The organism is Gluconobacter frateurii, assembly GCF_002723955.1.
Classification (GTDB): domain Bacteria; phylum Pseudomonadota; class Alphaproteobacteria; order Acetobacterales; family Acetobacteraceae; genus Gluconobacter; species Gluconobacter frateurii.
Genome location: NZ_BEWN01000006.1, coordinates 124693 through 147468 on the forward strand (window position 1 = coordinate 124693; position 22776 = coordinate 147468).

The following is a 22776-nucleotide window of genomic DNA, read 5'->3' on the forward strand; positions in this document are numbered from 1 at the left end:
TTCCCCTGACCTGAAAGGCCCCGTGTCCTCACGAGGCCCCAGTTCATTTTCAGAACGTCATGCCCAGCGCATCCGTGCCAAGGCTCTCAATCACAACACCACGCTTTAGATAGCTGTTGGTCGCCGTCGGAATAACATTCGTATCCGCCGTCACGTCCGTCGGAAGCGCAAAACCGCCAATCCAGTACCAGGACTGCGCAATGATCTGCCGCAGACGATCCAGCGGCTCACGGGTCACCATCGCCACACCATCAACCATCTCAATCAGCGCGCGATCAGCGTCTGGAATGTCGGAATGTCCCGTTAGCGCACAATCGCCCTCAATCAGCGCCCCTTGACCCAAAAGCAGTGCACGATGAATGGGTCCAGCCCCCAGCGAAAGCTGCTGAGGTGCTTCAGTTGTCGGAATGAAGCGAACGCCCAGAAGTTCAATCACCTGCCCCGAACGATATTCTTCCGAACCATACGCACCACGATAGAGATGCTTGAAATCATCATCGCGGAACAGCGACAGAAGCTGGATATCATCCAGATAACAGTGATACGCACCATTGATCATCGGCACGTTATTCCTGCGCAGTGTCGCAACACCGGCCAGAACCTGCTGGATACCGAGCGTATCCGCCAGACCGCTCGAACTCGCGGTCTGAAGCGCCGCCGTCGTCAGGCGACCATTAGGGCGAATAACCTTCGGCGCAGTCGCGGCAACCACAGGCTGCCCTAGAGCACCATCGGAAACAGAAACGCTGCTGGCAAATGTCATCTGCCCCGAAATACCGCCCGGCGCTGTAGAAATATTGGTCGCATCCGCCACAACCCGGACAAGCGTGTAAACATCCGAACCAACGGTGACAGTCATGCCACTGCTGGACCCGATCAGCGTCACCTGACCATTGACGATAACCGACTGGAACCCGCGAATATCATCAACCTGAATGGTGTCCCCTTCCGCATCCAGCGCAACGTTCACACGTGTATTGCCACCCAGATAACCGCCAACACCATTCTGAGCGCCACCGAAAAGCGTATTACGAGCCAGGCGATCCAGAGACTGCATCGCCTGAACACCATTCGTGTTGGCATTGGCAAGAAACTGGGACGCAATCCCGACGCCACTCGTGACCATGTTCAGATCAATCGTGTCACCATACTGGTTGATCGACAGCGTATACTGCTCGACGGACCAACCAGCGGGACTCATCCCATTATCAAAATTGGTATTGCCCGTCGGATTGAGCGGCGTCGTAACGGGAGCCTTCAGGCTTTTGCGCGTCTTGGTCAGCGTCTCACCAATCGCGTTCGGGAAAACTTCCCGATCAGCAACCTGACGGAACCCAAGACGGGACTTCAGGCCGTTCTCAAATTCGCGTGCCAGAAAACCCTGCTGAATGGCGGCCTGAAGCTGAACTGGAAAATTATCAATGCTCATGAATTTCATTCCGTAAATATTTATGGAAAATTTCCGGTAGAATTTTACCGGCCACAATCAATCACTTCACACCCGAGCCATCAGGCTCCGGCTAAAAACTGCCATTTGCGGGCTTCGTAATCGGAATCCGTCGCAGACCGGGCATTGAACGCCTCGGCTTCACCGGGCCTGGGTGCAGGATGCCCAACCGTCGTTCCACTGGAGTATCCAGGGCGTACCAAGTCACCAAACAGATACGCCCGGTCGTTCCGGGTTCGCTCCAGAACTTCTGTCACACCCACAACCGTGCCGTCATCATTGCGGCTGACCCCTTCCATATTGACCAGACGCACAACATCGTCAGGGTTATGCGCGCCCATCCGAATGGCTTCAGACCGCAATGCAGCAACCATGACATCATGATCGCTTTCCCGCTTCACACGGGAAATGACTTCTTCATGCGTACGCTGAAGTTCCTCCCTTTTGACTTCAGCCTCAGCCATAGCCTGACGAACGGATTTTACTTCGTCCATCGCTTCCGCAAGCGCCTGACGAAGTTCTGCCACATCTTCAATAGTATCTTCAGATCCGGACATTTTTTCTCTGCTCATTCTTCCGCGTCCTGCGACGCAACCCAGTTTTCCAGAAGCCGCCACTCCGTCCCGGGATCAGAATTCCCCGACGCCGTCGCATACATCCTGACAGCCGTCTCCCGGCTCAGAATTCCATTTGAAACCGCTGTCACAAGCCCCTGCGCCAGAGACAGAAGCTCAGGATCTGTTGCCGGGAACCAGGCAGGCCACCGCAACGTCATACGGCAGTACGGCAAGTCCTTCACCAGAACACCACCAAGACGCAGACCATTCTCCAGAACACACGAAAAACGACATGCCATCCGGTAAATGGCCTGCAATCCACTCTCGCCATAGGAATGACGCAGCCGATCCACCAGCCAGATCAACGGCTGACACATCATCTCCATCGCTTTGCCAGACTGCACGCCAGAAATCCGGTCACCATGCGCCCGGTTGCCATGAAGCTGCTCAAGCGCGATCTGCCGAAGCTCCCGGTAATGCTCGAGTACCGCTCCTGCCGCATTGCCATTGATTTCAAGCAGCTTGGCATCGCCTTCAGGCGGCAACGTCAGAGCCGAAGATGCTCCACCCTGATGCGCCACACCTTCGGAAAATCCACCCGTTTTCAGAACAAGCGTCGGATCGGAACCATATTTCAGCCCCCGCCCAGCTTGAGACAGCAGATAATCCGCCTCAATAACCGTATCAATCGCTCGCTCAAACGTGCATTCACCTTCCGGGTCTCGCCCCTGACGACCGCCAAGATTTCGGATCCAGACAATCGGAACAAACCCCAGCCCATGACGAACGGACCGGCTCTCGTCCCGCACGCCCCCATCCATCCCCACGAGCCAGGGAACGGACACTGCACAATCCATCGGCGTCCAGACCCGCTGCCACCAGAACTGAGCACCCAGAAGGTCTTCGCCAATCGCATATCCCTGCACAGCCAGATCACGCCCCCGAACCAGGAAACGCTCTTCAACGCGCAGTAATTCGCCGCTGACATCATCCCAGAACGGGGTCAGATACGCCGTATCCAAAACCGAAAGTTTCGGCACACCAGCCGAAACCTCAAAAAGAACCGCTACCGAACCAATGGACCCAACAGTCGCAGCTTCCATCATCAAAGATGCCAGCCGCGTCTGAGAAGCAAAGACCCCCATCGCATCTGACACCCGCGTGTCATCGGCAATCAGGCTAGGCCAGTGCGTATCCCCGAACAGCAGGGAAACAGATTCATCGACAACAGTTCGGCAAAGGTTACTTCTGACGGACGGACGTCTGTTAGAAAGCGGAATGTACTCCCCCGCTCCCGATCGCTCCATCGAGAACGGATGAGGCAATGCATCATACTGCGTACCGTCCAGAACACGTCTCAACGCCAACAGGCGCGCAGTCCGCGCAGACGCACCCGCCGGCACGGCATAACGCCGCTGCAGGGACAACCAGTCCATGAGTTCTCCAGTGCTAAAGCCCACCTGAAGCCCGAAGGCTTTTCAGCGCGCCAACGAAAATCCTGACGGGCTCCAGCCCGTCACACCGCTGCTGCCAGACAGCATCAGTTCACTCAGCCCCCAGACCATCGCATCCGCCCGATCCGGAGACCTGGAGCCGCGATATCCACTGACCGAGAAATGACAGAGCTGATCCTCAAGCGTTTCAAAACGCCCGTGATGAACCACCTTGCCAATTTCATAGAGTGCCGCAACCGGCTCAGCACGTGCTGCTTTCCCGCGCGCGGCCGTCACTAATCGTACCGGCGCATGAGCCCGCACACTTCGAATTGTATTTTCCACCAGAGCACCACCAAAGTTGCGCTCGGCTACAATGCGTTCGGCCCGCCAGTCATCAAGCGCATGCAAGGCACGAGCTGCCCACCCCGCCGGACTATCCCGCGCCGACAGGTCTTCCAGCACATGCCCGACACCGTCAGCATCTACCCCGCAAACTACAATTCCGATTTCATCAGAGCGATAATCTTCAGGCCCAGACGCACCCGAAGGATCGACAGACACCAGGATCCGCCGCATCCGACACGCAACATCCATCCGGCTACCTGCTGTAATCGCGGTTTCCCGTCGAAACGAGTCAATACGCCACAAGGCACCTTCAACCGCTGCCTGATATTCTCCATGAAGAAAACGCCGCCTCTCACGTTCCGGCAACGCTTCCAATGCCGCAATATATTCTTCCCCCAGATTATCCTTATTGGAATGAGGGTTGAGAATCATCGTGTCGTATAAAGAACGATCCGCTATCGGCTCGCCAGATTTCGGTTCAATCCCCATTTCAAACAACGCATAAAGCCAATGGCCAACACTTGGAGGATTGGCATCAATATATTCGCGGTTCACAAGACCAGATTTTTGAGCCAGACGCGTCAGCAGCATATTTCGCGCGCCATAACTGATCTGACTCGCTTCGTTCAGATAAACTGTCGAAAATTCAAGACCGAGAATTTTTTCAGTCCGCTGCTCATCATCCAGACCTCCAAAAAAAATTGTCGAGCCATTCGGAAACGTGACGATATTTTCCTGCCGCTCCAGTTTCCAACTCACCTGCGGAAAACAGAGCTGCATAACTTTTGGAAACGTATCCCGCAGAACAGAGGCCCTCAGAGCTGTCAGCCGATGACGGAAAATACCATGCCGACTTCCAGCAGCTTTCAAGGCCCGAATGACAACCGCCCGGATCAGAACAAATGTCTTACCGGACCTCGACCCTCCTCTCAGCAAAATATGGCGAGCCGGACCTCCCAGAAGTCGAACAGCATCACGCTGTGCATCATTCAGTCTAAAGGACGCTGTCATCATAACTGATATTGATGGAAATAGGCGCTGCAGGAATTTCATCCTGCCCCGCCCTGAAACGCGACGGACGATGCGCTCTCAACAGAAATGCCATCAACCCGTCACTATATTTTTTCCTGACAAGCGGATGACCTGTCTCCGGATCGCAAACCACTTTTCCTGCGTAAGTAATCGGCTCGTCATAGCCCTCTAGAGCACGACGTCTCGCTTCAGCTTCCAACACATCTGCTGCATCCTCCAGCGCATCCTCCCACTGAGACGCAAAAGCCGCATCTGTTTCTTTCCAATGATACAGCGTGCTTCTCTGAACTCCAGCAAGACGACCAGAGTCAGAAACATTTCCACTTTTCGCCAGATGCTCCAGAAACCGTTCCTTACGCCGACGGGAACGCCCACTCCGTCCTCGCAGTCCGTCAGTCTGTGTTTCGTTCATCTGCTCATATCCTCATACGGCCCCATATCTGACCGTCAGCCCATTTGCAGGCGTTCCTCACGCCGACTGTTCATCGAACATCCGTCAAACCAGACAGCCGTTGTTTTCCCAAGATAACGGGATTTCGCGCGAGTTCTGGACGAAGGCACATTTTCCTGAAAACGATGTTTCCACTCCTTCCGGGCCTTAATCCTGAGACGCTGCACCGTAGCCTCATCCACCCGCCCGATAGCGCGGAGAGAAAGGACCTGACGCTGACACGGAATAGCCCGGCATCGAACATCCAGCCGCGTCAAACCAGCCTCCACAAGTTCATGCCAGTCAAGATTATGGTCCGCCCGATGCTGCGCCTCGTCCGCAAAGACCAATGGGCACGCAATTACCTCGGAGCCTTCACCCCACAAAACAATCATTGTTTGTCGCCCGGAAAGAACAACCACTCCGGGAACGATATTCAATCGTTCCATTTTCAAGAAATTCTTTCAATGAAAAAGGCCAACCCGAAATTCGGATTGGCCTTAGAAATAAAAATCGTTCAATGTATTCTTTTTATAAAATAACCGAATGCAAAATTCAATAACTTTTTAACGGTAATTCTTTTTTATATTTTTATATACATGCACAAGCTGCTCTAAAAGAAGGCCACACTGAGCGGATACCTTCATTCTTCCCCGACCTTCAGATATCCCCGGATACAGCTGACGCGCCATAGCCGAAAAAGACATTTCACGCGCTAACAGCATTTCCAGACGAACATGTCCGCACAATCCCAACATTTCCCTGATCTCGGAAATCCGGGCAGAACACTTCCCGCGCCCCATCATCCAGGTATGAACATCCCCTTTTTCCCGAAAACGTCCATCAGACGGCCGCTCTTCCACAACCCCCAGGGTTGCAAACAGATATTCCCTATACCAGCGATCGGCGACAGAAACTTCATCGTCGCCAATATCACCCGCGTCATACATGGACTGCACCGTGTTCACGACACGAGAAACACCATTACGCTCTTGAAACTCATGATGCTGAAGCCGCTCGAGAGTAGGCTTCACGCTCCCTAATTTCTCGCAATGAGAAACTTCGCGAATTAAACCATGCATCAGTGAATATTTTCCCATGTTGAGGACGCGCCCATTGGGGCTAGGGCAGGAAACGCGGGCGCCAGATCTGAACCCCACAAAGCTTTCCACGTAACCGGATGGCCTGGGGGAAGCGCTTCTGCACTTTCGCGATCAAAAACCTGTCGCTTTTCCGTTCCCCCGGAAACTTTAGAAATCTTCCGTCCCTTGCCCGCAGCCTTCTTGCGCACCGCTTTCCGCATCGGCTGCCAGCCATCAGACGCCAGCATAGCCGCAATTTCGCTCGCAGAAATCCGACGCGGGGTATGGCCTTCTTTCATCTGCCTCATTATCAATCCCTTTACGAAGAAAAAAACCATTCCGTGGCAAAATGCCACAAATCGTAAGAAAAAAAACTTCTTCTGGATTTGGCATAAAGCCATTGCTAAAAAGGCCACATGGCCAAACACAAGCGCTCGGACTCCCTGACTATCCTCCAGCGAGCCATCGGAACACGTATCGCCTGGGCCCGGGAACTTGTTATTCCCAACCAGAGCGAGTGTGCCCGGCTTCTGGGGGTAGATGCCTCCACCCTCAACAAGATTGAGCGTGGAGACCGCGCACCCAGCGTTTTCCTCATTGCCGCTCTCTCGAACCGGTTGCGCGTTTCAACTGACTTCCTCCTGAAGGGCGTCCTGAACGGTCGAACCGACGAAGAACTGGCCTTGCGGTTGGCTGCCCTGCACCCAGAGTTGGTGCTCCAGCGGCAAGACATGGCTCCCGACACGGACAAAAACACGACTTTTGGCATACCTGATCAGCCCAAGAGACCAGACGAGGATCTGCATTGACGGTATCTTCGCTGACTTCAACGCGCATTCGAACGCTCCCCCATTCGTCATGGTGCAATACGCTTGCACCAGCGATGGAATGAACCAATCAGAAACGTTTCCAGATCTCAGCGAAACACAACGCATCAACCGGCCCCCTTCCTTCCTCAGCGACCATCCCCACGACAACCGCCGATTAACGATAAATTAATGGCAATATGCCACTGGGTCAAGGAGCAAATATGGCTCTTTGCCATTGATGACTCTTACCCAGGCCGTAGTTTTGCCCCGGTGCCCTTCTTCCTCTTCCCTTTGGCGTCCTCACATAATGAACGGAAAACTGCAGATTTTCGCAATTCTTGGAAAGACGAAGACCTCTCCATTTCCCGAAACACCAAAGTGTTCCCCATCAATTTACGACAAATTATTTCTATATTGTTAACGGAAGCCGTGAATTTTCCGAGCACTTTTTCCGATCAGAAATTCAGCCTCTCTACTTCCGCTCTCAAGGCAAAAAAAAAGCGGCCCGGAGGCCGCCCTTAAGTCCTATTCGTGAATGATATCCAGATCACCAAATCGCGTATATTCACCTTCGAAATACAGCTGGATCATTCCTGTCGGGCCATGTCGTTGCTTCTCCAGAATTAGCTCCGCTTTGTTATGCACGAGAGCCATTTTTCGCTGCCATTCTTCAGTAGCCGCCTGGAATTTCTCATTGCTATCGTACGCACTGTCCTTAGGCATTCTCTGCTGAAGATAATACTCGTCACGATAAACAAACATCACGGCATCAGCATCCTGCTCAATGGAACCCGATTCGCGCAGATCCGAAAGCATAGGTCGCTTATCCTCGCGGGATTCTACCTGACGGGACAACTGTGACAGAGCAATGACTGGAACAGAAAGCTCTTTGGCGATCGCTTTCAAACCCTGTGTAATCATCGAAATTTCCAACACACGGCTGTCCGGCTTCGTGCCGATCGCGGGGCGCATCAGTTGCAGATAATCAACTACTACCAAGCTCAGACCCTGTGTCCGCGCCAGACGCCGGCAGCGTGTCCTCATGGCTGAAAGAGAGATTGCAGGCGTATCATCAATATAAAGGGGCAATTTCTGCAACTCACGGGAAACACGGACAAAACGATCAAATTCCTTTTGCCCGATATCGCCTCGCCGGATCTTTTCACCCGAGACTTCCGCTTCCCCCGACAGAATACGCGTCGCCAACTGTTCGGACGACATTTCAAGTGAGAAGATTGCTACCGACCCATGCGGCTTCTCGCCCTTTTCCTCCGCATCTCGCATGATCGAACGTGCAGCCGAAAAGGCGATTTTTGTCGCAAGCGCCGTCTTTCCCATCGCCGGACGCCCCGCAAGAATCAGCAGATCGGAAGGGTGCAAACCACCCGTTCGCTTATCCAGATCACGCAGGCCAGACGTGAGACCGACAACATCCCCAGTTCGTAAAAACGCCTTTTCCGCAACGTCAATAGCGCCTGTCAGAGCCTTTCCGAACGAGACAAAGCCACCTTCCTGACCGCGCTCCGTTGCCAATTTGAACAATGCTTCTTCAGAAGCCGCAATCTGGTCACTGCCATCCAGATCAGGTCGGGCACCAAAAGCATTGTTGACGACGTTTTCGCCAATATCAATCAGCTGGCGCCGCACCCATGCATCATGAATGACCCGGCCATAGTCGCCTGCATTCACAATTCCGACCATCGCCGTCAGCAGCTTGGCCAGATAAGCAGGCCCACCAGCGGCATCAAGCACGCCAGTATGCTCAAACTCGGCCTTCATGGTCACCGGATCAGCCAACTGCCCACGCTCGATACGCCGGGCCACAGCCTCATAGATCCGACCATTTACCGAGTCGGCGAAATGTTCTGGCTCAAGAAAGTCTGAAACCCGTTCATAGGCCTTGTTGTTTGTGAGGATAGCACCAAGAAGCGCCTGCTCGGCCGCGATATTCGCTGGCGGAGAACGGCGCAAAAGCGCGCTTAGCCCTCCATCGTCGGAGGAAGCATCAGACGCAGCTGAAGAAGGATAGGATTCGATCATAGTCACGCCAGTCTTTTACCACCAGCATGCCCCCGAAGCAGAGACCGAATGTGCAGCCATCCTCCCCATCAGACGTTTCCACTCAAAACCGGAAAACCGCACCTGAACAGGAAACAGCACCATGTTATCGCTGACAGAGTTCCGCAGTAGCCTTCAAACCCAGACGCCTCCTTCTAACCTGTCCCTCTCCCAAACCGCCTTATGGTGGATTGGGAAAAAGAACTGGGCAGAAGCCCACCGTCTGGTGCAGTCAGCAGAAGGCACACGTGAATGCGACCGCATCCACGCCCTTCTTCATCGTCAGGAAGGCGATCTCGCCAACGCCCGCTACTGGTACGCTCGAGCGGACGCCAGAATGCCTGATCAGACCATCATTCAGGAGTGGGAGGAACTGGTCCGCCAAGCCTTCCCTCAGACCGGGACCCAGCCATCCTGAGCAAGAGCCACGCCTGCAAGATAAAGACTGCCACAGATCAGCACACGTGCAGGCGCAGAATTCTGCGCTGCAAGACGATCCAGAGCTTCAATAATCGTTGGACCAGCAATCGCCACACCACCTGACGCAGCAATCAGTTCCTCGACCGGTGTTGCAAGATGCTGCTCCTCTTCAGCCACAGCCTGAAGACTGGATGCACGGCCAATCAGCGGCTGAAGAAAACCACTCACATCCTTGCTCTGCTTAACGCCGGCAATGACATGAACAGGCCTATCGCTCCATCCATCCATCACTGCGCCAAGCACTTCCCCAGCACCAGGGTTATGCCCACCATCCAGATAAAGCTCCCAGCCAGCCGGAAGCCTTTCTGCAAGAGCGCCATGTAGCCTCTGAAGCCTTGCCGGCCAGTCCGTTCTGGCAATACCGCCATACGCACTGACGGGAATATCCAGTGCCGATACTCTTAATGCCGCAATCGCAAGAGCCGCATTCGTTCCCTGATGCGGCCCCTTCAGACCCGGTGACGGCAGATCCAAAGTTCCTTGCGGATCAGAATAGTGAAGACCATCGACCTCTCTATCCACCTGAACATCACGCCCCAGAACCCACATTGGCGCTCCAAGCGCCTCAGCCCGCAATCGAATCGACTCCAGTGCTTCGGGAGCCTGAGGGGCCACGACTACCGGTACACCAGGCTTGATGATCCCGGCCTTTTCACCTGCAATCACATCCAGCGTCTCTCCAAGAAACGCCTGATGGTCCACACTGATGGTTGTAATGGCGCAAGCCACAGGCTTCGGAACCACATTCGTGGCATCCAGCCGTCCGCCCAACCCAACTTCCAGAATCACGAGATCTGCAGGAATCCGCGAGAAAAGAAGAAAACCCGCTGCCGTCAGAACCTCGAAAACTGTGATCGGCGCCCCATCATTGATGCGCTCAACCTCTTCGAAAGCTTCAACCAGCGTATCTTCATCCACCAGCTTACCCGCCAGACGGAATCGCTCGGTGATGCTCACAAGGTGCGGGCTGGTCATCACATGCGCCCGAAGACCAGCAGCCTCGGCAATGGCTCGCAGATTGGCGCAGGTGCTCCCTTTGCCATTCGTGCCCGCCACATGAATCACCGGCGGCAAATGGCGCTCCGGATTTCCCAACTTGGCCAGAAGAATTTCAAGCCGCCCAAGGGAAAGGTCAATCAGCTTCGGATAGAGCCGATGCAAACGGGCAAGAACTTCACCCGGTCGCCCCTGATACTCGCCCGGAAGACGCACAGGTGCCCCCATGTCCCCCCCCTTCTGGGCGTTCATCAGGCCGCGACGTCCGGCGCTGCCTTCTGGCGCGTCAGCATCCCGAGAATACGTCCCAGAAGCTCCGGCAACTCAGAACGCTTGGCAACAATATCCACCATGCCATGTTCGCGAAGATATTCGGAACGCTGGAAGCCTTCGGGCAGCTTCTCCCGAACCGTATCCTGAATCACACGCGGCCCAGCGAAAGCAATCAGCGCATTCGGCTCGGCAATATGAATATCGCCCAGCATCGCAAAGGAGGCCGACACACCACCCGTCGTCGGATTCGTAAAGACCACGACATACGGCAGCCCAGCTTCCTGAAGCATCTGAACGCCAATAGTCGTTCGCGGCATCTGCATGAGGCTGACCGCCCCTTCCTGCATCCGCGCACCACCCGATGCCGTGTAAATCACGAGGGGCGCTTTCTGCAGAACAGCCAAACGGCACGCTGCCACGAAAGCCTCACCCAGTCCGGCACCCATCGTCCCCAGCAGGAACTCAGGCGCCATCACAGCCACCACAGCCTTCTGACCCTGAATACGGCCATGAGCAACAACCAGCCCCTCATCAAGATGGGACTTGTTCCGCGCATCCTTCAGACGATCCACGTACCGCTTGGAGTCCTTGAACCCCAGTGGATCGACCGGCATCTTCGGAAGCTCAATCGTGGTGTACTCACCGCCATCAAACGTCCAGGCCAGACGCTCCTTTGCCGTCGCCCGCATGTGATGCCCACAATGCGGACAAACCTTCTGGGACCGCTCCATTTCCTTGACGAGCATCATCTGCCCACAGGACTCGCAGTTCGTCCAAAGATTATCCGGCACGTCCCGCTGAAGCAGGCCACGCAGCTTGGGTCGAACGTAATCGGTCAGCCAGCTCATGTCGTCTCGTTACTCTCTGCCTGCCTTCGGGACGAAGGCCAGAATGGGGGGAAGGCCCTGTTTCAGACCATCAATATCCGGCGCGTTTTAACGCCACCAGCATATTTATGCCAGCCTTGCCAGCCAGAACTCTCCCAGACACCCAAAAACATGGCATCTTACCCATACACCGGTCACAGCTCTGGTGCTCGGCAACCATCCCTGCTCTACGCTCATTTTATCGGGCACGGTTCGGCATGGAAACAGACATTTGCAATGCCAGCCATGGAGAAATCTCATGTCCAACAGCTTTAATACCCTGCAATTTCCTAACAACCGATCAAACCTCAAGCCCGGCTGGTTCATTGGCGTCGGCGCTGTCCTCGTCGTTCTGGGCCTGCTCGCCGCCTTCGATGCGGTCGCCACGACGCTGGCCAGCATGGTCCTCCTCGGCGTCCTTCTCATTATCGGTGGCGTCGCCCAGGTCGTGCAAAGCTTCGCACATAGAGGGCTTCCTCTCCCCAACCAATGGCTGTCCGGTCTCGTTGGCGGCCTCTATATCCTGGGCGGCCTCCTTCTGATCGAAGAGCCAGCAACCGGCTCCGTCTTCATCACCGCCATCCTTGCCGGATGCCTGATCTTCGCCGGAATCAGTCGCGCCTTCTGGGCTGCCGGACACCGAGCCACCGGCGGATGGGGGCTACTGGCCGTCAGCGGCATCCTAACGCTTCTGATCGGTATCCTGCTCTATATGACGCTTCCCTGGTCCGGCTTCTGGCTGATCGGAACCCTGATCGCCATAGAACTCCTGATGGCCGGCGCCTCAGCTATCCTGTTTGGTATGTCCCTGCGTAACAGAGTCTGATCACAACAAAAAAAGCGCACCGGGATCACTCCCGATGTGCTTCCCAAACCTGAAACCAAAAACCGAAAATCAGGCCCGAACCGCCGCCGATAACGCGATCAACTGCTCGAGAACAGCCGGAAGCGTCTTGCTCGTCGCCCGCCCCTCGGAAAGCGTCCCCGCCATCGTCTTGATCAAAGCGGACGCCACAACAGCCGCATCCCCAATCCGGGACGCCGCCCGCGCCTGCTCAGGCGTCGAAATCCCGAACCCGATCGCAACCGGCAGATCCGTCGCTTCCCGAATCTTCGGAAGAGCCTCTTCAAGCTGCGCCTGACTGGCACTCCCCGTCCCCGTGATCCCTGTAATGCTCACATAATACACGAATCCAGACGCATCTTTCAGCACATGCAACAGACGCGTCCGGGATGTCGTCGGGGCTACAAGAGAGATAATATCCAGCCCGGCCGCCCGCGCATGAGCATCCAGCAGATCCGCCTCTTCCGTCGGCATATCAACGATAATGATGCCATCCACACCCGCCTGAACCGCATCAAAGCAGAATTCCGCCGGTCCATAGCTATCAATCGGGTTCAGATATCCCATCAGAATAATCGGCGTCTCGGCATCAGTCTCCCGGAAAGACCGCACCATTTCCAGCACGCCGCCCAACGTCGCCCCAGCCTTCAGCCCACGCAGTGCCGCCGCCTGAATTGTTGGACCATCCGCGGAAGGATCGGAGAACGGCACACCAATCTCGATCAGATCAGCACCCGCAGCCGGCATAGCCTTCAGCAGCTCCAGTGAGGTCTCATAATTCGGATCAAACGCCTGAAGATACGGAATCAGAGCGCCCCGTCCCTCCGTCTTGAGGGCTTCAAAACGGGCTTTGATACGGCTCACAGGTTCACTCCCAGATGGCTCGCGACAGTGAAGATATCCTTGTCTCCACGGCCGGAGACGTTCAGCACGATGATCTTGTCCTTCGGCATCTCCGGAGCAATCTTCATCACATGCGCCAGTCCATGCGCGCATTCGAGCGCCGGAATGATACCTTCCGTCCGCGTCAGAAGCTGGAACGCATCCAACGCTTCCTGATCCGTCACACCAACATACTCGGCACGGCCAATATCATTCAGCCAGGAATGCTCAGGCCCAATCCCTGGATAATCCAGCCCCGCACTGATCGAATGCGCCTCTTCGATCTGACCATGCTTGTCCTGAAGCAGATACGTCCGGTTGCCATGCAGCACCCCCGAACGCCCACGGGAGATGGAGGCCGCCGTCTTACCAGAATCCAGTCCCAGCCCGGCAGCCTCCACACCAATCAGACGCACATCCGCATCATCAAGGAACGGATGGAAAATCCCCATCGCATTGGAACCGCCACCAATGGCCGCAACAATCACATCCGGCAGACGCCCCTCAGCCCGGACAATCTGCTCCTTCACTTCCGTACCAATAATGGACTGGAAATCACGAACCATCTCAGGATACGGATGCGGCCCTGCAACCGTGCCCACCAGAAAATACGTATCTGCCACATTCGCAACCCAGTCGCGCATGGCCTCATTCATGGCATCCTTGAGCGTCCCGGCCCCAGCCGTTACCGGCTTTACCTCAGCCCCAAGGAGATGCATGCGGAATACGTTGGGCTTCTGACGCTCAACATCCGTCGCACCCATATAAATAACGCATTTCAGCCCAAAGAGCGCACAGACCGTCGCCGTCGCCACACCATGCTGGCCAGCGCCCGTCTCAGCCACAATCCGCGTCTTGCCCATCCGCCGCGCGAGCAGGATCTGGCCCATGACGTTGTTGAGCTTGTGGGAGCCCGTGTGGTTCAGTTCCTCACGCTTGAGATAAACCTTCGCACCACCCAGCTCTTCCGTCAGACGCTTCGCAAACCACAACGGGCTCGGACGGCCAACATAGTCCCGGTAATAATAATCCAGCTCCTCACGAAACGCCGGATCAGCCTGAGCCGCGCGATACGCTTCCTCCAGCTCAAGAACCAAAGGCATCAGCGTTTCCGCAACAAAGCGTCCACCGAAGACGCCAAACCGGCCGCGCTCGTCCGGTCCGGAGCGCAAGGAATTAGGCAAGGAAGATGATGGGGTCGTCATACCGGGCTCTGTTCCGCTTAAAAGGCTGACCAGCGATACCAAGGCAGCGCAGGAACGTCCATCCACACATCCGCCAGGAAAACGTACCTTACCGAATCCCGACGCCCCCTTGCACGGAACGCCACCGCACGACATGACTCAGCCTTTCCTTTTTCCCCGACCAAGGATCCCTGTCTGATGCTTCTCGCCCGGCCTGCCGGCACACCGGCCCGCGAGATCGGCCCCGACGTCGATATCAATGACATCAACTGGATTGATCTCATCAATCCAACCCATGACGAAATCACAAAAGCCGAGACACTCCTTGGGGTCCACATTCCCACACAGGACGAACTGGAAGAGATCGAAAGCTCCTCCCGCCACTACGAACGGGACCACTGCCTCTACCTTTCCACTCCCTTGGTGCGGCGCGCCGATGACGTCTCGTTCTCCAAGCCCGTCGGCTTCATCCTGACGGAAAAGAGAATCATCACGGTCCGCTATACGGACTATTTTGCCTTCGATCTCGTTGGCAGAAGACTGGCGGAATACCCCACGGGAAAAATTTCCCCATCATCCACAGATCTTTTGGTCGAGCTCATCGAAGAAATCATCAATCGCCTTGCTGATATTCTTGAAGGCCTTGGCCGAACCCTCGATACCATCTCGCGTCGCGTCTTTAACGCCGAGCAACCCAGGGACCGCGCCCGTGTCGGCGCCATGCTCCGCGAAACCCTGCGCCGCCTCGGCTACGCCGGGGATCTGGCCTCAACAGTCCGTGATAGCCTTCTCGGCATCGACCGTGTCCGCATCTATCTGGAAGATTACATCAGCCAGAGCCTGCAAAAGGTAAAGGACCAGGGCACCTCCCCGCTGCCAACCAGAGACACAGCAGGCAAATCCCCAACCCCGGCTGACACATTCAAATCACGCCTGAAAGTCGCAGGACGCGACATCGCTTCTCTCAGTGATTTCGATGCCCAGATCGTCAGCAAGGTCCAGTTCCTTCTGGATGCAACCCTGGGCTTCATCAGCATCGAACAGAACGACGGCATGAAAGTCCTCACCGTCGCCAGCTCGATCGGAATCATGCCAACCCTGATCGCCGGCATCTACGGCATGAATTTCAAGGACATGCCAGAACTATCCTGGAAATACGGCTACCCCTATGGATTGGCCCTTATGGTGCTGTCCATAATCTTGCCCCTCATCTGGTTCTGGCGCCGGGGCTGGTTCGGAACCCGCTAGGTTTCTTCCTCAACTCGCAAACCAGCACCAACCGGCCGCGAAGGCAGCACGGAACGCTGATAGGCCACCGGAAAACGGTGCAACTGCCGCTCCCAGAGTTCCGGATCGCTTCCTTCCGGCAGCACAACACTGTCCACACCACAACGCTTCAGAAACGCTGCCTGATCGGGCAGCACATGTCCCTCAGCACGAATTTCCCCGGAAAACCGAAGATATTCCCGCAGTTCCCGCGCCTGCGTAAAAATGCGTCCGTCCCGGAAGATCGGAAACCGGAGAACAACAAGTTCAAGCCGGTTCAGATAAGGCTTCAGCGCCGCCGGATCATCCGCAATATCCAGCAATACCGCCCGCACATCCGTGTTCTCGGCAAGCTCCGGAAGCGTCACCAGAGACTCATGAACCTTTGCCGTCCGTTCACCCAGTTCAAACAGTCTCATAAGCCGCCTCCTTGAATGGAGCATCCCCAAGCCGGTCCAAAGTATCGAGGAAAGTCTCGCCTTTCTGCCGGATCCCGAGATACCGATCTACAAGCCTTGCAATCGCATCAACCGTATCGTCTTCCGGCAACGCCGGCCCCAGAATCGTGCCGATCGAGGCCCCGTTCTCCGCCCGTCCGCCAAGCGTGATCTGGAAGAACTCCTCACCGCGCTTGTCCACCCCTAGCAGCCCGATATGGCCTGCATGATGATGCCCACACGCATTGATGCAGCCGGAAATATTGATCCGAAGCGCGCCAATCTCCGCCTGAAGAGACGCATCCCCAAACCGCGCACCAAGCTTCTGTGCAATCGGGATCGACCGCGCATTCGCAAGCGCACAGTAATCCAGCCCCGGGCAAGCCACGATATCCCCAATCAACCCGATATTGGCAGACGCCAGATCGACCTCTTTCAGGCTGCTCCACAGAGCATACAAACGATCCTGCCGCACATGCCCCAGAACAATGTTCTGAAGATGAGTGATTCTCAGTTCGCCAAAAGAATACTCATCCGCCAGATCCGCCAGACGATCCATCTGCGCAGACGTCGCATCTCCCGGAATTCCGCCAGCAGGCTTGAGTGACACAACCGCAATGATATGCCCGGCCTCACGATGGGGATGTGTATTGCTCCGAACCCACAGATCAAATTCTGGGTTTTCCCGACGTTTGCTCGCCAATTCCTGAGCAGCATTGTCCGGCGCAGACAATTCGGGAACCGCAAAACGGGCCTGAATCGCATCCACCATTTCGGGCGTCAGGCGATAATGCTCCAAGTCCATCTGAGCCAGTTCAGCCTCAACAGCTTCCCGATAAGCGTCAATACCTAAAGCCTGAACAAGAATCTTGATGCGCGCTTTGTAGATATTATCCCGCCGGCCATGCGCGTTATAAACGCGAACAATCGCCTCAAGCGTTGCAAGCAGCCGCTCCTCAGGCACAGCATCAAAGATTTCCTGCCCGATAATCGGAGTGCGCCCGAGTCCACCGCCAACAAAAATGCGGAAAACCGTCCGGCCATCGTCTCCCGGTCGCGCCAGAATACCGATATCATGGAAGCGCGCTGCCACACGGTCATGCGGGCTCCCCGAAATGGCAATCTTGAACTTACGCGGCAGGAACGTGAATTCCGGATGCAGCGTTGACCACTGCCTCAGAATTTCAGCATGAATTCGCGGATCAACAAGCTCATCCGCCGCCGCACCGGCAAATTCATCGGACGTCACATTCCGAATGCAGTTTCCGCTGGTCTGAATGGCATGCATATCCACACTGGCCAGATCGCGCAGAATATCGGGCGTTTCTTCCAGCTTGATCCAGTTGAACTGAATATTCTGCCGGGTCGTAAAGTGTCCGTAATCCCGATCATACCGGCGAGCAATATGCGCGAACATCCGCATCTGCTTGCTATCAATCGTGCCATAAGGAATGGCAATACGCAGCATGTAGGCATGAAGCTGAAGATACAGACCGTTCATCAGCCGAAGCGGCTTGAACTCATCTTCGCTCAGACTACCGTCAATACGACGAGCCACCTGCTCAGAAAACTCAGCGATCCGGGCTTCCAGAAAATCGCGGTCAACCTGATCGTACTGATAATGGCCGACAGGAACACTCACTGCACGGTCTCCACTGCAAATTCCGGATGTACGGTGGGGCCATGCGCCCGAATACGCTCGCGCACCGTCACCGGCTCGGGCGGATCAACATCTCTCACCGCCACTTCATACACACCAACAACGCCATCTGCCTGGGCACGGGCCTGAGCTAGGTCCAGCACATCACTTACCCCTTCGGCATCAAGCTTTTCAGCAGCGCCAATGACAGGCTGCCATTGCCCCAACCGATCCCGCCACACGATCGTTCCATCCAGAAGGCGATTGGCCGTCAGCACGAGCTTCTCACCCGCACCAACACGTACTGGTCGTTTCATGAGGCCCTCCGCTGAAACAGAACTGACGTCAGCTGCGTCTCCACACAAAGCACAGGCGCGTATCTCTGAGACCTTCTCATTATAAAGAAGCTCGCATCAAAAAATTCCAAAAACCGTGCGCCCGACAGAACGAAAGATAATTCACCATAACGCTTAAAATAATGATCTATTATGGTGAATTATCCAACCTCTATCGTTGGATTTTTGTGATATTTTTTTATTACTATTTTATTTTGTTATATAGAAAAGGAGATCGGCGCCCGGCTCGGCCGCTGCATTCCTGCCTCTTCGGCCTGCCGTAGCAGCCCTTCCAAGGTCACAGCCTCCATTTTCTTGGCCAGTTCTGCATTCATCACAGACCAGAAAGGTTCCAGAACCTTCTCTACGAGAGGATTCGCAGCTTCACCTTCTGCGACACGGTCTTCAGTCACAGCCTGAACGATTTCATGCAGGGTGATCGTCCGGGGTGGCCGACCAAGCCGATATCCGCCTTTCGGCCCCCTAACACTATCAAGCAGCTTTTCCCGTGAAAGAGCCTGCAAAACCGACTCGATTCCACGCCGTAGCATATTACCCCGCTTGGCAATATCAGCACCGCTCACCACACCGGAGCGCCCCGCATGAAAAGCAACATCCAGCATGATTGAAACTGCTGTCAGGGCACGATCACGACGGAGATACATGAATTTTCCGAATTCTACGTGAAAGAAAGAGCTCTTGAATAACTCGCGATACTCATTCGTGTATCTGGGTCTTTCAGACTGCCCTGTCAATCACTGGAGCCGGACAAAGTCCCAATTCGGCCCTTCATTGGGTATATTCGCGATAATACCGCCCTCCCAGAGACGTCAGAACTTCATATCCGATCGTCCCCGCGGCGGCGGCCACATCATCTACACTCCTGCGAGCACCAATGAGATCAACATGCATATCTGCATGCAGCAGGGCCTCCGGTACATCAGATACATCCAGCGCCAGAGAATCCATAGAGACACGCCCAACAATCGGAAGCCTGATATCCCCAAACCAGGCACACCCCTTCCCACCATTTTGTCGAGAAAACCCATCCGCATACCCGACAGCAACAGTCGCGATACGACGAGGCCCTTGCGGCTGATAGGTCAAACCATACCCAACACCATCACCTGCATCGACGTTTCTTAACTGAAGAACCCGAGCCTGAAGCCGGACAACCTGTTTCAGAGGGTTAGTGTCGTCACTATTGGGTGCAATTCCGTACAGCGCGGCCCCAGGACGAACCAACCCCATATGATAAGCAGACCCAAGAAATATTCCTGATGAAGCCGAGAGACTTAAAGGAGCCGAAGGAAGATAAGCCGTCATCTCCAGCAGTCTCTGCCGCTGCATTTCGTTTGCAGGATTTTTCGGCTCATCCGCACACGCAAGATGACTCATAACGAGATTTGTACGGATACCCTTCAAGTAGTCAGGGTCAGCCGCCAGAGTCTGAACATCTTTTAAAGACAGTCCAAACCGAGACATCCCACTATCCACCTGAAGCACTGCATCCAGCGCGCCTTGTTGGCGAATAACCTCTTTTTTCCAGAGATCAACCTGCTCCAGACTGTTCAGAACAGGCCGCAAATCAAAATAAACACACTCAGCCGCCGCATCAGGCCGTGGCCCATGCAGAACAGTAATCCGCGCTTCTGCTGAAACAATCTTGCGAAGCGCGATCCCCTCATCAACATGCGCGACGAAGAATTCGCGTGCTCCGGCTTTTTCCAGGACAGGAGCAACCTGCTCCGCTCCCAGACCGTAAGCGTCAGCTTTGACAACCGCCGCACACACTGCCGTATTCGCTTTGTCACATAACAGGCGATAGTTACTGGCGATAGCAGCCAGATCAACTGTCAGCGTCGCCCCAGCGCGAGATGCGGGCCACAGATGCGGGCCAGATAAGATCGTCATGGATTTATCTTACCCATATCGTAATAAAATTTCCTGCATTTCTTCAGCATATTCTTCAGGTGAAAATCCGATATATGCATTATATGCGCAGAAAAGACGGAAAATTGTGACATGATCTTCGACCGAACCACAGAATCGATTCTTCGTCTACTCCAGCATGATGGCCGCATGAGCAACGCAGACCTGGCGGAGCGTGTGGGTCTCTCCCCCTCAGCATGCCTGAGGCGCGTTAAAATGCTGGAGGAAAAAGGCATCATTCGCGGATACCATGCCGTCATCGACGATCGCTCTGTTCATAATCTGACGACTGTCATCGTTCAGATAACCTTAGAACGCCTGACAGACGAATCCTTACGCCGCTTTGAAGCCCGGATCAAAGAATGTGCGGATATTCGCGAATGCTATCTTATGACAGGAGAAGCCGATTATCTCCTGCATGTCGCCGCTCGAGACCTCGCAGACTACGAGCGTATCCACAAAGAAGAACTTTCCCGTCTCCCGGGCGTGGTCCGGATCCAAAGCAATTTTGCGATCAGGCCTGTCGTACAACGGTGGAGTGGCACACTTTCTCCCTGAAAGCAGACATGAACAAATGCTCACATGTCCAAAATTTAAACCGAAATGCGTTTGCGAACCACTCTCAACTAACATATATAAAATCTATCGCATCCTTTTCAGGACACCACGAGCAGCTAATGATCATTTGTTCATGTAACGCTCTTTCGCATAAAGATGTCGAATCGGCGATTGACGCCGGAGCCTCCAAGCCCTCAGACATCTATTCAGCACGTAAATGCCGTGCTCAATGCGGAAACTGCGTTCCTGGTATGGTGTGCCTTCTCAAGCAGGCCTTAAAGGATCGAAGAAAACTCCAAGTTGCAGTATCTCAGACGTCCATTATTCCAAAAGCGACAGAACAAGCTGCCTATCTCTGATCCCAATAAAAAAATACCCGGAAGAAACTCCGGGTATTTTGAAAACGCTTTAGTCCTGATCAGGAGCAGCAGCAGAGTTCTTCTGGATATAACGCTCGATTCCAACCTGCTTGATCAGATCAAACTGGCGATCAATAAAGTCTTCATGCTCTTCTTCGTTCACAAGAATCTTTAGCAACAGATCACGAGAGACGTAGTCACGAACACTCTCACAGTACGCGATGCCTTCGCGTAGATCTTCAATCGCCTTTTCCTCAAGCTTCTGATCGCACTGAAGAATTTCCTCAACGCTCTGGCCAATCAAAATCTGATTTAGACGTTGAACATTCGGAAGACCTCCGAGAAAGAGAATACGCTCAATCAGCCAATCGGCATGACGCATTTCTTCAATGGACTCTTCGTATTCTTTCTTACCAAGCAGCGTTACACCCCAGTGGCGCAGGGTACGCGCGTGCAGAAAGTACTGATTAATTGCGGTCAGCTCGTTGGTAAGCTGTGTGTTCAGGTGCTCAATGACCTTCGGATCTTTAATCGCCATCTGCCTGTCCTTTTCATGATCTATGTCTCCGTATAACACAAATTCAGAAAAAACAAATCATAGATAATTTTATGCTTTGTTTTATTGATATACATTCTCATTTAAAATGAGAATACTTTTCATATAGAGATCGTTTTTATATATAAACCAATTAGTTAATTTCCAATACCGATATTTATGCAATATTATTCATGTAAAACTCTAAACACTCCTAGGCGCAGGACGTCTATCTCGAAGATAGTGGTTGCTACGAAGCAGAAAACTGAGAACAAAACGACGGAGTATCTGCCGGAGTGTGTTGCGATACGCAGCCAGCCCTTGAGTTTTCAGAACATAATTTCGATGCGGTGGCCGCGTTTGTCTTTTCACTTATTGTATTTGATGGGTTTTGAGTAGGATCTGCATCCCGGAACGGAGGACTTGTTTCCTTCAGGGTCTCTCTGACTCATTCACAATCATAACTCCAGTTTGCCAGAAGTCATTGTGATGCAGGAAGACTATCCAACAAGGCACCTGCGGCTGCATAATTGCCTAGGTTCGGATGATATCAAGAAACTGACCGGTCCTCTGTTCTAACCGATAATGGTTATAGCTTTATATTCTTCTCATTTTTTGGTCGTCAGATCAGCCGCCTTGGATCTCCTCTTTTACAATAAGGTTGAAGGCATGCCTTCTACTTGAAGGTAAGTCGTCTGAATCACAAAGGCTCGAGACTCTGTTTTGGCAGCCTTCAAATAGTTCATAATTCGGGCGAAAATCTCTGTGGAGTCCCAGCATTCCCAACGACTGTACGCCGTTTTGTGTAGATCATATCCCATGGAACATCACGTTAATGTAAGACAAGGAGAGTGCACGAAAATGATGGCCACTCCGGAGTTAGCGATCGTCCACATTCCTTATTAAATCACATGGGTCCTGAGCCTAGTAGGACACATAGGGTGATCTTGGGAGCTTTCTGGAAGAGATAACATCCTGTGTTCTACCCCTTTTA

25 protein-coding genes are annotated in these 22776 nt (G+C 54.1%); 6 read left to right on the forward strand and 19 right to left on the reverse strand.

The window, feature by feature from the left end:
- Positions 1–49: 49 nt before the first annotated feature.
- From GFR01_RS15145 to GFR01_RS15180, 8 genes are all read right to left on the reverse strand, one after another.
- Positions 50–1429, reverse strand: a complete 1380-nt coding sequence (locus tag GFR01_RS15145; protein ID WP_063903534.1) for a hypothetical protein — start codon at positions 1427–1429, stop codon at positions 50–52.
- Between the two features lie 80 nt (positions 1430–1509).
- Positions 1510–2004 carry a phage scaffolding protein gene (locus GFR01_RS15150; protein WP_063903571.1) on the reverse strand — a complete coding sequence of 165 codons (495 nt, stop codon included), beginning with the start codon at positions 2002–2004 and terminating at the stop codon, positions 1510–1512.
- An 11-nt stretch (positions 2005–2015) separates the two neighbouring features.
- Complete coding sequence (locus tag GFR01_RS15155; RefSeq protein WP_063903535.1) at positions 2016–3440, reverse strand: phage portal protein; 1425 nt, start codon at positions 3438–3440, stop codon at positions 2016–2018.
- 42 nt (positions 3441–3482) lie between these two features.
- Positions 3483–4799 (reverse strand): phage terminase large subunit, encoded by a 1317-nt coding sequence (locus tag GFR01_RS15160; protein ID WP_174694732.1) that lies wholly within the window; start codon positions 4797–4799, stop codon positions 3483–3485.
- Positions 4780–5229 carry a hypothetical protein gene (locus tag GFR01_RS15165; protein WP_099183112.1) on the reverse strand — a complete coding sequence of 150 codons (450 nt, stop codon included), beginning with the start codon at positions 5227–5229 and terminating at the stop codon, positions 4780–4782. Before GFR01_RS15165 ends, GFR01_RS15160 begins: the two co-directional genes overlap by 20 nt.
- Positions 5230–5264: 35 nt before the next feature.
- On the reverse strand, positions 5265–5696 hold the full coding sequence (locus GFR01_RS15170) for a hypothetical protein (RefSeq protein ID WP_063903537.1): 432 nt from the start codon (positions 5694–5696) through the stop codon (positions 5265–5267).
- A gap of 117 nt (positions 5697–5813) precedes the next feature.
- Positions 5814–6329: a hypothetical protein gene (locus GFR01_RS15175; RefSeq protein WP_063903538.1), complete on the reverse strand. Its 516-nt coding sequence runs from the start codon at positions 6327–6329 to the stop codon at positions 5814–5816.
- Positions 6329–6637, reverse strand: a complete 309-nt coding sequence (locus GFR01_RS15180; RefSeq protein WP_063903539.1) for a hypothetical protein — start codon at positions 6635–6637, stop codon at positions 6329–6331. Before GFR01_RS15180 ends, GFR01_RS15175 begins: the two co-directional genes overlap by 1 nt.
- 108 nt (positions 6638–6745) lie before the next feature.
- On the opposite strand from GFR01_RS15180, the gene GFR01_RS15185 reads away from it, so the two are divergent.
- Positions 6746–7138: a helix-turn-helix domain-containing protein gene (locus GFR01_RS15185; protein ID WP_016738407.1), complete on the forward strand. Its 393-nt coding sequence runs from the start codon at positions 6746–6748 to the stop codon at positions 7136–7138.
- Positions 7139–7663: 525 nt separating this feature from the next.
- Here GFR01_RS15185 and GFR01_RS15190 read toward each other — a convergent pair.
- Positions 7664–9178 carry a replicative DNA helicase gene (locus GFR01_RS15190; RefSeq protein ID WP_063903541.1) on the reverse strand — a complete coding sequence of 505 codons (1515 nt, stop codon included), beginning with the start codon at positions 9176–9178 and terminating at the stop codon, positions 7664–7666.
- Positions 9179–9299: 121 nt separating this feature from the next.
- On the opposite strand from GFR01_RS15190, the gene GFR01_RS15195 reads away from it, so the two are divergent.
- A complete protein-coding gene (locus GFR01_RS15195; RefSeq protein WP_063903542.1) occupies positions 9300–9614 on the forward strand; it encodes a hypothetical protein in 315 nt (104 codons plus the stop codon).
- Here the strand turns inward: GFR01_RS15195 and GFR01_RS15200 are convergent.
- On the reverse strand, positions 9590–10924 hold the full coding sequence (locus GFR01_RS15200; RefSeq protein ID WP_099183113.1) for a bifunctional folylpolyglutamate synthase/dihydrofolate synthase: 1335 nt from the start codon (positions 10922–10924) through the stop codon (positions 9590–9592). The two genes, GFR01_RS15195 and GFR01_RS15200, sit on opposite strands and share 25 nt — an antisense overlap.
- Positions 10924–11793 (reverse strand): acetyl-CoA carboxylase, carboxyltransferase subunit beta, encoded by an 870-nt coding sequence (gene accD / locus GFR01_RS15205; protein ID WP_063903543.1) that lies wholly within the window; start codon positions 11791–11793, stop codon positions 10924–10926. Before accD ends, GFR01_RS15200 begins: the two co-directional genes overlap by 1 nt.
- Positions 11794–12070: 277 nt before the next feature.
- Between accD and GFR01_RS15210 the strand changes: the two genes are divergently transcribed.
- Positions 12071–12637 carry an HdeD family acid-resistance protein gene (locus tag GFR01_RS15210; protein WP_099183114.1) on the forward strand — a complete coding sequence of 189 codons (567 nt, stop codon included), beginning with the start codon at positions 12071–12073 and terminating at the stop codon, positions 12635–12637.
- A gap of 69 nt (positions 12638–12706) precedes the next feature.
- On the opposite strand, the gene trpA is transcribed toward GFR01_RS15210, so the two are convergent.
- Together trpA and trpB are read right to left on the reverse strand one after the other, a co-directional pair.
- Entirely contained in the window at positions 12707–13519 is an 813-nt protein-coding gene (gene trpA, locus GFR01_RS15215) for a tryptophan synthase subunit alpha (RefSeq protein ID WP_099183115.1), read from the reverse strand.
- Entirely contained in the window at positions 13516–14742 is a 1227-nt protein-coding gene (trpB, locus tag GFR01_RS15220) for a tryptophan synthase subunit beta (protein ID WP_010503739.1), read from the reverse strand. Before trpB ends, trpA begins: the two co-directional genes overlap by 4 nt.
- Positions 14743–14919: 177 nt before the next feature.
- Between trpB and GFR01_RS15225 the strand changes: the two genes are divergently transcribed.
- On the forward strand, positions 14920–15969 hold the full coding sequence (locus GFR01_RS15225) for a magnesium transporter CorA family protein (RefSeq protein ID WP_099183116.1): 1050 nt from the start codon (positions 14920–14922) through the stop codon (positions 15967–15969).
- Here GFR01_RS15225 and GFR01_RS15230 read toward each other — a convergent pair.
- From GFR01_RS15230 to alr, 5 genes are all read right to left on the reverse strand, one after another.
- On the reverse strand, positions 15966–16406 hold the full coding sequence (locus tag GFR01_RS15230) for a DUF934 domain-containing protein (RefSeq protein ID WP_099183117.1): 441 nt from the start codon (positions 16404–16406) through the stop codon (positions 15966–15968). The two genes, GFR01_RS15225 and GFR01_RS15230, sit on opposite strands and share 4 nt — an antisense overlap.
- The gene (locus GFR01_RS15235; RefSeq protein WP_099183118.1) at positions 16393–18066 is read right to left on the reverse strand and encodes a nitrite/sulfite reductase; all 1674 of its coding nucleotides are present in this window, start codon (positions 18064–18066) and stop codon (positions 16393–16395) included. The genes GFR01_RS15230 and GFR01_RS15235 overlap by 14 nt, the downstream gene beginning before the upstream one ends.
- Entirely contained in the window at positions 18063–18380 is a 318-nt protein-coding gene (locus tag GFR01_RS15240; protein ID WP_099183119.1) for a DUF2849 domain-containing protein, read from the reverse strand. Before GFR01_RS15240 ends, GFR01_RS15235 begins: the two co-directional genes overlap by 4 nt.
- Before the next feature lie 236 nt (positions 18381–18616).
- Positions 18617–19063, reverse strand: coding sequence for an RrF2 family transcriptional regulator (locus GFR01_RS15245; protein ID WP_099183120.1), 447 nt, complete (start codon positions 19061–19063; stop codon positions 18617–18619).
- A gap of 124 nt (positions 19064–19187) precedes the next feature.
- Positions 19188–20312, reverse strand: a complete 1125-nt coding sequence (alr, locus tag GFR01_RS15250) for an alanine racemase (RefSeq protein ID WP_099183121.1) — start codon at positions 20310–20312, stop codon at positions 19188–19190.
- Positions 20313–20423: 111 nt separating this feature from the next.
- Between alr and GFR01_RS15255 the strand changes: the two genes are divergently transcribed.
- Positions 20424–20888, forward strand: a complete 465-nt coding sequence (locus tag GFR01_RS15255) for an Lrp/AsnC family transcriptional regulator (protein WP_063903552.1) — start codon at positions 20424–20426, stop codon at positions 20886–20888.
- Between the two features lie 119 nt (positions 20889–21007).
- Positions 21008–21247 (forward strand): (2Fe-2S)-binding protein, encoded by a 240-nt coding sequence (locus tag GFR01_RS15260; protein WP_082872633.1) that lies wholly within the window; start codon positions 21008–21010, stop codon positions 21245–21247.
- A 49-nt stretch (positions 21248–21296) separates the two neighbouring features.
- Here the strand turns inward: GFR01_RS15260 and bfr are convergent, their stop codons facing one another.
- Positions 21297–21785, reverse strand: coding sequence for a bacterioferritin (gene bfr / locus GFR01_RS15265; RefSeq protein ID WP_063903553.1), 489 nt, complete (start codon positions 21783–21785; stop codon positions 21297–21299).
- Positions 21786–22776 lie beyond the last annotated feature (991 nt).

What these genes read in the sequence shown, in the direction of transcription:
- GFR01_RS15155 (WP_063903535.1), bottom strand. Translation starts at nt 3,440, where the DNA reads ATGGACTGGTTGTCCCTGCAGCGGCGTTATGCCGTGCCGGCGGGTGCG.
- GFR01_RS15150 (WP_063903571.1), bottom strand. Translation starts at nt 2,004, where the DNA reads ATGTCCGGATCTGAAGATACTATTGAAGATGTGGCAGAACTTCGTCAG.
- GFR01_RS15185 (WP_016738407.1), top strand. Translation starts at nt 6,746, where the DNA reads ATGGCCAAACACAAGCGCTCGGACTCCCTGACTATCCTCCAGCGAGCC.
- alr (WP_099183121.1), bottom strand. Translation starts at nt 20,312, where the DNA reads ATGACGATCTTATCTGGCCCGCATCTGTGGCCCGCATCTCGCGCTGGG.
- trpB (WP_010503739.1), bottom strand. Translation starts at nt 14,742, where the DNA reads ATGACGACCCCATCATCTTCCTTGCCTAATTCCTTGCGCTCCGGACCG.
- GFR01_RS15230 (WP_099183117.1), bottom strand. Translation starts at nt 16,406, where the DNA reads ATGAGACTGTTTGAACTGGGTGAACGGACGGCAAAGGTTCATGAGTCT.
- GFR01_RS15210 (WP_099183114.1), top strand. Translation starts at nt 12,071, where the DNA reads ATGTCCAACAGCTTTAATACCCTGCAATTTCCTAACAACCGATCAAAC.
- GFR01_RS15160 (WP_174694732.1), bottom strand. Translation starts at nt 4,799, where the DNA reads ATGATGACAGCGTCCTTTAGACTGAATGATGCACAGCGTGATGCTGTT.
- GFR01_RS15180 (WP_063903539.1), bottom strand. Translation starts at nt 6,637, where the DNA reads ATGAGGCAGATGAAAGAAGGCCATACCCCGCGTCGGATTTCTGCGAGC.
- GFR01_RS15190 (WP_063903541.1), bottom strand. Translation starts at nt 9,178, where the DNA reads ATGATCGAATCCTATCCTTCTTCAGCTGCGTCTGATGCTTCCTCCGAC.
- GFR01_RS15175 (WP_063903538.1), bottom strand. Translation starts at nt 6,329, where the DNA reads ATGCATGGTTTAATTCGCGAAGTTTCTCATTGCGAGAAATTAGGGAGC.
- GFR01_RS15145 (WP_063903534.1), bottom strand. Translation starts at nt 1,429, where the DNA reads ATGAGCATTGATAATTTTCCAGTTCAGCTTCAGGCCGCCATTCAGCAG.
- GFR01_RS15245 (WP_099183120.1), bottom strand. Translation starts at nt 19,063, where the DNA reads ATGTATCTCCGTCGTGATCGTGCCCTGACAGCAGTTTCAATCATGCTG.
- GFR01_RS15225 (WP_099183116.1), top strand. Translation starts at nt 14,920, where the DNA reads ATGCTTCTCGCCCGGCCTGCCGGCACACCGGCCCGCGAGATCGGCCCC.
- GFR01_RS15240 (WP_099183119.1), bottom strand. Translation starts at nt 18,380, where the DNA reads ATGAAACGACCAGTACGTGTTGGTGCGGGTGAGAAGCTCGTGCTGACG.
- GFR01_RS15165 (WP_099183112.1), bottom strand. Translation starts at nt 5,229, where the DNA reads ATGAACGAAACACAGACTGACGGACTGCGAGGACGGAGTGGGCGTTCC.
- GFR01_RS15195 (WP_063903542.1), top strand. Translation starts at nt 9,300, where the DNA reads ATGTTATCGCTGACAGAGTTCCGCAGTAGCCTTCAAACCCAGACGCCT.
- GFR01_RS15255 (WP_063903552.1), top strand. Translation starts at nt 20,424, where the DNA reads ATGATCTTCGACCGAACCACAGAATCGATTCTTCGTCTACTCCAGCAT.
- accD (WP_063903543.1), bottom strand. Translation starts at nt 11,793, where the DNA reads ATGAGCTGGCTGACCGATTACGTTCGACCCAAGCTGCGTGGCCTGCTT.
- bfr (WP_063903553.1), bottom strand. Translation starts at nt 21,785, where the DNA reads ATGGCGATTAAAGATCCGAAGGTCATTGAGCACCTGAACACACAGCTT.
- GFR01_RS15260 (WP_082872633.1), top strand. Translation starts at nt 21,008, where the DNA reads ATGATCATTTGTTCATGTAACGCTCTTTCGCATAAAGATGTCGAATCG.
- GFR01_RS15170 (WP_063903537.1), bottom strand. Translation starts at nt 5,696, where the DNA reads ATGGAACGATTGAATATCGTTCCCGGAGTGGTTGTTCTTTCCGGGCGA.
- GFR01_RS15200 (WP_099183113.1), bottom strand. Translation starts at nt 10,924, where the DNA reads ATGAACGCCCAGAAGGGGGGGGACATGGGGGCACCTGTGCGTCTTCCG.